Origin of the sequence: Pseudomonas chlororaphis (assembly GCF_001921865.1) — a bacterium.
Classification (GTDB): Bacteria; Pseudomonadota; Gammaproteobacteria; order Pseudomonadales; family Pseudomonadaceae; genus Aquipseudomonas; species Aquipseudomonas chlororaphis_D.
The window spans coordinates 565,481-573,659 of record NZ_MSCT01000010.1 but is presented as its reverse complement, the minus strand read 5'-3'; the positions used below and the strand labels follow the sequence as shown (position 1 = coordinate 573,659).

Here is an 8,179-nt window from a genome sequence, read left to right as displayed (position 1 = left end):
CCGTCCGGGGTGCTGCCGGGGTCGGCGGTGCCGCTGCCGACCCGGGTCATCCAGGCCCCGGGCCGCTGGAACAGCGCCTCGAAGGCCGCGGCGAACTGGCTGTAGCCGCTGGTGCTGGCGGCCAGCGGATCGGGCACCGGCAGCAGGGTGCTGGTCACCGCCACGCCGCCCTCCAGGCCGGCGACGTCCGGTTCCACCAGGGCCGCGACCCGGCGCAGGCTGAGGGTCAGGCTCAGGGGCAGGATGGAACCGGCGGCGAGGCCGTCGATGTCCACCGAAAGCTTCAGCTCGACCGTGGCCGGTGGCTTGGCGGCGACGCCCTGGACCACCTGGCCGAGGTAGAGGATCACGCCGTTGACGTAGTCCAGCAGCGGTTGCGCCTGACTGTCGTCGAGCCGGCTCAGGGGCTGGGCGAACAGGCTGTTGACCAGCTCCACGCTGACCGCGCGGCCTTGGCACCAGGGCAGTTTCAGGTCCTTGTAGGACTGGTTCAGCTGGTAGTAGATCAGGCTGAACATCTCCAGGTCCTTGGCGGCCTGGACCTTGATGTCGGTGCCGCTGGCCGGGTCGTAGCTGGAGGTGTCCAGGCTCAGGCTGATCACCAGCTGCGCGCCGCCGTCCGCGGCGGCATAGGTGTAGAAGCTGCGGGTATTGGGCCAGGCCGACAGGGCGATCAGGCGGTCGCTGTAGCGCAGCGGCAGCGGCGGGTGATTGAGGCTGCCGGTATAGCCGGCCGGCGGCTGGGTGAACGGGGTGACGGTGATGTTGCCGAAGATATCCAGCCAGGTGAGGTTGACCTGGGCAAAGCTGCCGACGCCGCGGTAGGGGTTGTCGGCGGCGGCCGGCAGCCCCGGCTTGTCGGGCAGCGGCGCGGCGTTGGTGGTGGCGCGCCGGGCCAGGCCCAGGGTTTGCTGGTAGCTGTACTGGCTGTCCTGGGCCAGGGCGTCGAGGGCGTCGCGGCGGCTCTGCGGGTCGCGCATGGCCAAGCGATGGGCTTGCGCCGCTTCCGGGTCCGCGCCGCTGTCCGGGCGCTGCGGGCCGAAGGGCAGGGCGAGGTCGCTGGCGCTGAACCAGGGCGAGCCGTCGAGCCCGGCGGACAGCACCGAATACAGGTTGTACAGGTAGGCGCTGGCGTAGCCGTCCGGGTCGGTGCTCGGCGAGTCCACCGGCGGCGGGTTGTCGCGCAGCACGCTGAAGGCGGCGTTGCCCTGGTTGAACACCGCTTGCAGGTCGAAGGTGCGGGTGTCGATGTTCAAGCGGCTGGCGCTGGCGAACAGCCCGGCGACCCGCGCCGCGCCGACGGCCACGGCGTCCAGGTCGAGGCTGTAGTAGTCGGCGAGGCTCTGCAGGCGGTTGCCCGGCGCCAGGGCCGGGTCGACCGCATAGCTCAGCGCCGGGATAAACAGCGCCACGCCGCTGGCGACGCTGACGTTGGGGTTGAGGTTGGCGATCTGCGTGGCGCTGATCGGCTGCACCGCGCCCACCGAGTAGTAGCGGGCCAGATTCTCGAGAATGGTCGCGCCCTGGCCGTTGCCGGCCGCGGATTCGGCGGGCGTCACCAGGTGGACGATGCCGTCGAGCGGCACCTGCGCCGCGTTGCTCAACAGCGTCTGAGGATTGAGCTCGGCGATACGCCCGACGCCGATGCCGTAGAACGCCGCGAGGCTGTCCAGGCTGTCGCCGGCGCCGGTCGGCTGGCTGGTGTCGGTGGTGCTGGCCGAGCGCAGGGCCATGTGGCTGCCTTGCTGGACCACGGTGTCGGTGCTGACGAAGGCGTTGACGAAGTTGCACAGGCGCCCCTGCAGCGGGTCGGCGCCGCCGCGCGGGTAGGTCACCACCAGGGTCAGGGTGGCGCTGCCGCTGTCGTCGAAGATGCTGTCGGGCAGGCCGCTGGCCGCGATCCTGTCGTAGTAGCTCAGGTAGTAGCCGCCCGAGCGCACGGTGGACAGCTCCCAGAGCAGTTTCACCACTTCCTCGGCCGGGTTGAGGATGCCCCGCGGCCCGGCGTCCTCGGCCAGGCGCGCGTTCATCAGCGACGGCGGCGGGTTGGTCTCGGTGGAAAGGTTGGTCTGGGTCAGGAACGCCAGGAAATCGCTCTGCGCCTGGCTCAGCAGGTTGCTGGCCTTGGCGTTGCCCTGGGGCATCAGCAAGAACTGGCCGCTGATGATGTGGGTGCCCAGTTCGCTGATGGCCACCAGCAGGCGTTCGAGCAGTTGCGCGTCGGTGGCCGAGGGGCCCAGCAGTTGATAGGTGTAGGACAGGCTGCTGCCGCTGCCGGCGATGGCGCCGGGCTCGGCCTGGGGCAGGCGCTTGATGCTGAAGTCGACCCGGGTCGCGTAGCTGTAGGAGGCGATTTCGCGGCTGCTGGTCTCCAGGGTCGCCGGGTCCGTGGACACCTCGTACGGGCTGAACGCCGGCAGGTAGGGCAGTTGTTGCGCCAGCTTGGGCAGTTGCGAGGCGAGGCTGGCGACCCGCTGGTTGCTCAGGCGGATCAGCCCGTCGGGCAGCGACCAGAGCAGCGGCTGCACGCTGGCGCCGTCCTGCGCGTTGGCGCGCAGCGCCGGCTGGCACAGGGCGCGCAGCTGTTGCAGGTCGGCGGTGGACCACAGCGACACGCTTTTCACCGCGTAGTCTTTCGGGCTGCGGGCCACGGTGGGCAGCAGGTCGATGCGCGGCGCCGGCTGGAACTTGCCTTGCTGGGCGTACGCCAGGACCCCGGACAGATTGCTGTAGGCCTGGTTCAGGTTCATCGAGCCGCTGCTGGCCCCGGCGATCTGCACGAACGACAGGTCCACCCCGTGGCTGCTGGCGGCGCGGCTCAGGCCGATGGGGTAGTCGCTGCCGGGGGCCAGGCCGACGGGAGTGGGGAACTGCTGGCCGGTCAGTTGGTACAGGCCGTAGGCGCTCTGCGCGTTGGGGTAGAGGAAGTCCGGGCTCAGGCTCAGGCCGCCCATGCCCGCCGGGTTCGACGGCAGGCGCAGGCCGTAGGCCAGGAAGCGCGACAGCATGCCCGCCAGCTGGGCCAGTTGGTCGGTGGCCACCACCACGTTCCACAGGTCTTCGGTGAACAGGCTGTCGAGGGCGGTGAGGGTGATTGTGTCGCTGGCGAACAGCGGCGCGAGGCGCAAGTTGGCGGACTGCGGGTCGCTGAACAGGGCCATGGCGCTGACGCCGAAGCGCGCGCCGCTGCTGGTCAGGCTGTCGCCGGCGGCGGTCTGGTACGCCAGGTTCGGCAACAGCAGCGGTTGGCCCGGCAGCAGCAGGCCGGCCATGTCGTACAGGGCGCTGTCGCGGGCCAGGGTCGCCAGGTCGACGCCCAGGGTGTCGGCCAGGCTGTTGAAGGTTTCCCCCGGGCCGGTGGTGCATTGATGGATGTCCTGGCCCACCGGCAGGCTGATCACCTGGCCGGCGGCGATCACCGTCGAGTAGCCGTTGGCCAGGATCAGCCCCGCCGCGGTGGTTTGCCAGCGCGCCGGGGTGGCGCTGTCGGACCAGAGGCCCGCGACCCGCGCCAGGGTGTCGGCGCTTTGCAGGGTGTAGGCCGGCAGCGGGATGTTAAGGCTCAGGCCGGCGCTCAGGGCGGACTCGGCGTTGGGCCGGACGATATCGTCCAGGGTCAGGCTGTTGCCGCGGGCGACGTTGCTCCAGTTCAGGATCTGCTCGATGGAGTTGCCGTTGGCCGTGGCGTAGGCGTAGTCGTCGAAGGCGTTCAGGGCGACCTGCAACAGCTGCCGGCCGATGACCATGAAGGCGTCGGTGAAGATCACCGCGGCCATGGATTCGCGGTCGTCGGCCGCGGTCCGCAGCGGCGGCGCGGGGGCGTCGTCCTTGGCGGTGACCAGCGCCGCCAGTTCCTTGAACATCTGCGCGACGTTGCTGCGGTAGGTGCTGTTGGTGCCCGCGTACTGGGCGAAATCCACGGTGGCGGTGCCGGCATCGGCCAGCGGCACGCTCAGGGACAGGCCGTCGAACACCGGGAACAGCACCGAGCCGGCCTCCAGCACCTCTTTGATCCGCGCCTGGTTGCTGGCGTCGGGCAGGGTGATGCTGACGTCGAAGGACGAGAGGAAGGTCAGCAGTTCGCCGATGCCGAACGGCGGGTTGGCGAGGTCGGCCAGGCGTTCGATATCGACTTCCAGGAGGGCCTTGTCGACCTGGGTGCCGAGGATGTCGGCCAGGGTGTCCTGGGCGCTGCTGGCCGAGCCCAGGGTGCCGATCAGCCACGGCAGGTAGTCGGCGCACAGGCGCTCGAAGCTGCTGCCGCCGGCCTGGGCCTGCTGGGTCGGCGACGGTGCGTCCATGGTCAGCAGGAACACAAACGCCCCTTGCTGGTCGGCGTAGTGGTTCGCGCCCTCGTTGCACATCACGCTGAATTGCGGCGTGGCGTAGAGGGTCAGCGCCGGCTTGACGGCGCCGCGCAGCAGCGTCATCGGCTGCGGGCTGGCGGCGCGGCGGTTGCTGGCCAGTTGCACGTGCCGGGCCTGGCGCGCCAGCAGCCGGGTCGGTTCGGCCCAGGGCGCCGGGCCGCTGTTGAGGGCATTGATCTCGAAGCGCGCGGACACGTCGGCGTGGAAGGAAAAGCTGATGCTGAAACTGAACAGGCCCAGGTCGATCTTGACCTTGACGCTGACCTCTACTGTGGCCCGCGCGGCGATTGGAATCGGCTTGTAGCTCTCGTAGGTCAGCGACAGCGACAGGGTGATCCGCACGTTGACCGAGGCCGAGATGATGGCGAAGTCGATGCTGCCGTAGAGCAGGCCGATGACCCCGACCGTACCCTGGATCTTGAAGTAGTAGTCGTCCTGCACGCTCTTGCCGGCCGGCACCAGGGCGGTGGACGGGCGATAGGCGTGGAAGGCGGCGATGGTGCCTTCCAGGATGCCGAACACGGTCAGGGCGAAACCGGCCTTGAGCGGGCCCTTGACGAAGTTGTAGCCCAGCCCCAGTTGCAGGCCCAGGCCGAAGACGATCACCGGGTCGAAGGTGCCCTGGGTGGTCTTCGGCACCTGGGTCGCGGTCACCGACGACAGCTTGCCCAGGTAGAACCCGCCGGCGCCGAGCACCGGCACGCCGTAGACGATCGCCGAGATCGAGAACGAGCGGGTGAAGTCGAGGTTGTAGGGGAAGCCGATGTCGATGAAGAAGTCGCCGTTGGTGTAGATCTTCACCCCGATCTCCGGCAGCACGATCGACACCGCACCGAAGTTGAGGTTGCGGATGCTGTCGGGGAAGGTCCATTCGATCTGGTACACGCCGACGTCGTCGGTGATCTTCTTGTACAGGATGTCCAGCACCAGGTTGCCCAGGGCCTTGGCCTTCTCCCCGGCCAGGGCCAGGCGCAGGCCGTAGAGGTTGGGGTCGTTGAATACCAGCATCAGGTCGACGGTCCAGTCCTTGCCTGTCTTGAGCAGCAACAGCTGCCCGGCGATCAGCCAGTCGCTGTTGCGGTTGTAGTAGGGGATGCCCTTGGTGCCGCTGTCGGCGGGGTTCATCGGGTTGCTGGAACCGGTGGTCGCCGGGACTTTCTTCAAGGCGTCGATCACCGCCTTGGTGTTGGCGAAGCTGTCGTAGCCGCTGATCGCCACGCGCTGCCCGAGGACCATCAGCGGCAGGCTGAAGTAGTCGGTGCCCTGGCCCGGCACCGACGGCAGCTTGTCCACCGGCTGGCCTTTCTGCGGGTCGAGCAGGTTGCTCCAGTCTTGCTGTTCCTGCGGGTTGTTGCCCTTGAACACCGAGGAGCCGTCGATGCCCAGGGTGATCTTGTCGACGCCGTCGACCTTTTTACGCTCGAACACCAGGCCGTCGATGCTCATGAAGCCCAGGTCGATCTTGCTCGCCAGGGTGTACTTGGCGGCGATGCTCGGGGTTTTGCCATCGCTGGTTTCCAGGTTGATGATCAGCGACAGGCCGTCGAGGGAGATCTGGTTGAGGACGTCCCAGGGCGAGGTCAGGGTGAAATAGGGGTCGCCCAGGGACTGCATGAGTTTCTGGATCAGCCGCCCCAGGCTCCAGTTCTTCAGGGTGAAGGTCAGGGTTTGCTTGTCGACCTGGTAGATCGCCGTCAGGCCTTCCCAGGACAGGCTCAACTGCGCGTTGCTGCCCTGGTTGTCGGGGGCGAAGCTGTAGCCCAGCAGCACGCTGTCGTTGAGGAAGCTGAAATCCCAGAGGGTGGTGGCGCTGCCGCTGTACTGCTGGTTCGCCGGTTTGCTGGCGTCGTAGCTCAGGCTCAGGGTGGCCAGGGTGTCGACGCTGAACGCCTGGCCCAGGTTGAAGGTCCAGCGCAGGCTGCCGGCCACGGTGTAGCTGTCGAGCGGGGCATCGCCGGTGTTCAGGCTGGCGTCCACTTCCAGGGTGTTGACCAGCAGGGTGCCGGGCAGGAAATCGGGGAAGTCGAACGCGCCGCCGAAGCTCAGGAACTGGCTGACCAGTTGCTCCACGTCCACCGGTTGCGCCAGTTGCGCGGCGACCTTCCAGGTGGCCGGGGTCTGGCTGCCGTCGTAATCGAGGCTGGCGGTGGCGAAGTACGGGCCGATGCCCACCAGGCCGCTGATGCCGGCCTGGTAGGTGGTGGTCGGCGTGGTGTTGGCGGCGCCGCTGGCGGTCGGCGTGGTGGCCTTGAGGTACAGCTGGCCGTCGGTGACCGAGAGAATCGGCTGGCCGCCGAGGGTGAACAGGTTCAGGTCGAGCTCGAAGCCGGCGTTGAAGGCATAGCTCTTGGCGCCGACATCGAGGCTCAGGCCGACGTCGGACAGCGAGGCGTCGACGAAGCTCTTGGGGATGCGGATCAACTGCATCGTCAGCGTGGCGATCAGGTCGTTGAGGTTGGCGGTGCCGTCGAAACGCGCGAGCAGTTGCAGGTCGGAGTTGAACTGGACGAAGAACAGGCCGTTTTCGTCGGCGGTCTTGCCCTTGAACACCTCGGGCAGCAACAGGAAGGTGGTCTGGAACAGATAGCTCTGGGCGTTGCCCTGGGGCAGGAAGTTGATGCCCCACACCAGTTCGAAGTCAGTGACGCCGAAGATCACGTGGTTGGTCGGGTCTTGCAGCGGCACCCAGGGGTGCTCGGCGTTGATCACCGTGGGGTCGGCGCCGAGGGTCACGCTGGCGGTGCTCAGCACCAGCCGGGGGCTGGTGGCGCCGCTGAGGCTGAGGCTGCGCAGGCCGATCCCCGAGAGAAACTGTTGCAGCACCGGTGGCGTGCCGCTGAAGAAGCTGCCGTTGTTGTCCAGCAGGCCGATGATCGTCGCCGGGGTCAGCAGGGCGCTGCCGTTGTCGCTGTGGCCGAGGTAGAAATTGAAGGCGCTGCCGTTGTTGATCTGGGCCAGGGCGCGCAATTGGTAATCGACGGATCGGCCCTGCTGGTCGGTCAGGCTCAGGTCGAGACCGAAAAACAGGCTGACCCGCTGGTCGTAATAGGCTTCGTCCTGGTCCTCGGCGTCCTGCTGCTCCGGTGGGCCGATGACCAGGCCGAACACCGGGGCCTGGACATTCAGGTACAGCAGTTTCAGGCCGTCGCCGACGTTGAGGAACGGCGCCTGCAAGGTGGTGGTCGGCATGAAGATCTCGACCCCGTCGACCTTGGCGAAGTCCATGCTGCCGGTGAAGGGCAGGGCCAGGGTCGGGAACCCCAGGTTCTGCACCACCGCGACCGCCGTGGCGAGCTGGGCCGGCGGGGTCAGGTTGGCGGCGAAGGCCTGCAGCGGCCCCTGGCTGGCCTTGAAGGTGAACACGGCGTTGGCGATCGCGGCCCACTTGAAGGGGATGCCGGTGGCGAAGCTCGACAGGTCGCTCCAGGTCCAGCTGGCCGGCGTGGTGACGATCTCCAGGGTCAGGCTCTGGGCGCCGGCGTCGCCCTTGAGGCCGAAGGTCAGCACCAGGCCCTGCTTGACGTCCTGTTGCAGGAAACGCGCGCTGACCCCAGTGACCTTGAACGTCTGGGTGGTCGGGTTCAGCGGTTGCACGCTCTGCGCGGTGAGGGTCACCGTCAGGCCGGCGACCGGCGACTGGAAGGCGGCCTTGAGGTCGGCGTCCAGGCTCGCACCCACGCTGACGCTGGCGTCCGCGAGGCCAGCGATCAGGTAGTCGCGGGTGAGGACGATCGGCGCGCCCGCGTCGCGGGTCAGGGCCGCGGCGAGGTTGCTTAAAGGGCTGTTGGCCATCTGTCTTCTCCTTATTCAGA

1 protein-coding gene is annotated in these 8,179 nt (G+C 67.9%); it reads right to left on the bottom strand.

Translation table 11 applies throughout. The annotated features are described in order from the left end of the window. Positions 1-8,159 (bottom strand): LysM peptidoglycan-binding domain-containing protein (locus BTN82_RS14870; RefSeq protein WP_075119868.1); only part of this gene is annotated, 8,159 nt, incomplete at its 3' end. Positions 8,160-8,179: the final 20 nt, after the last annotated feature.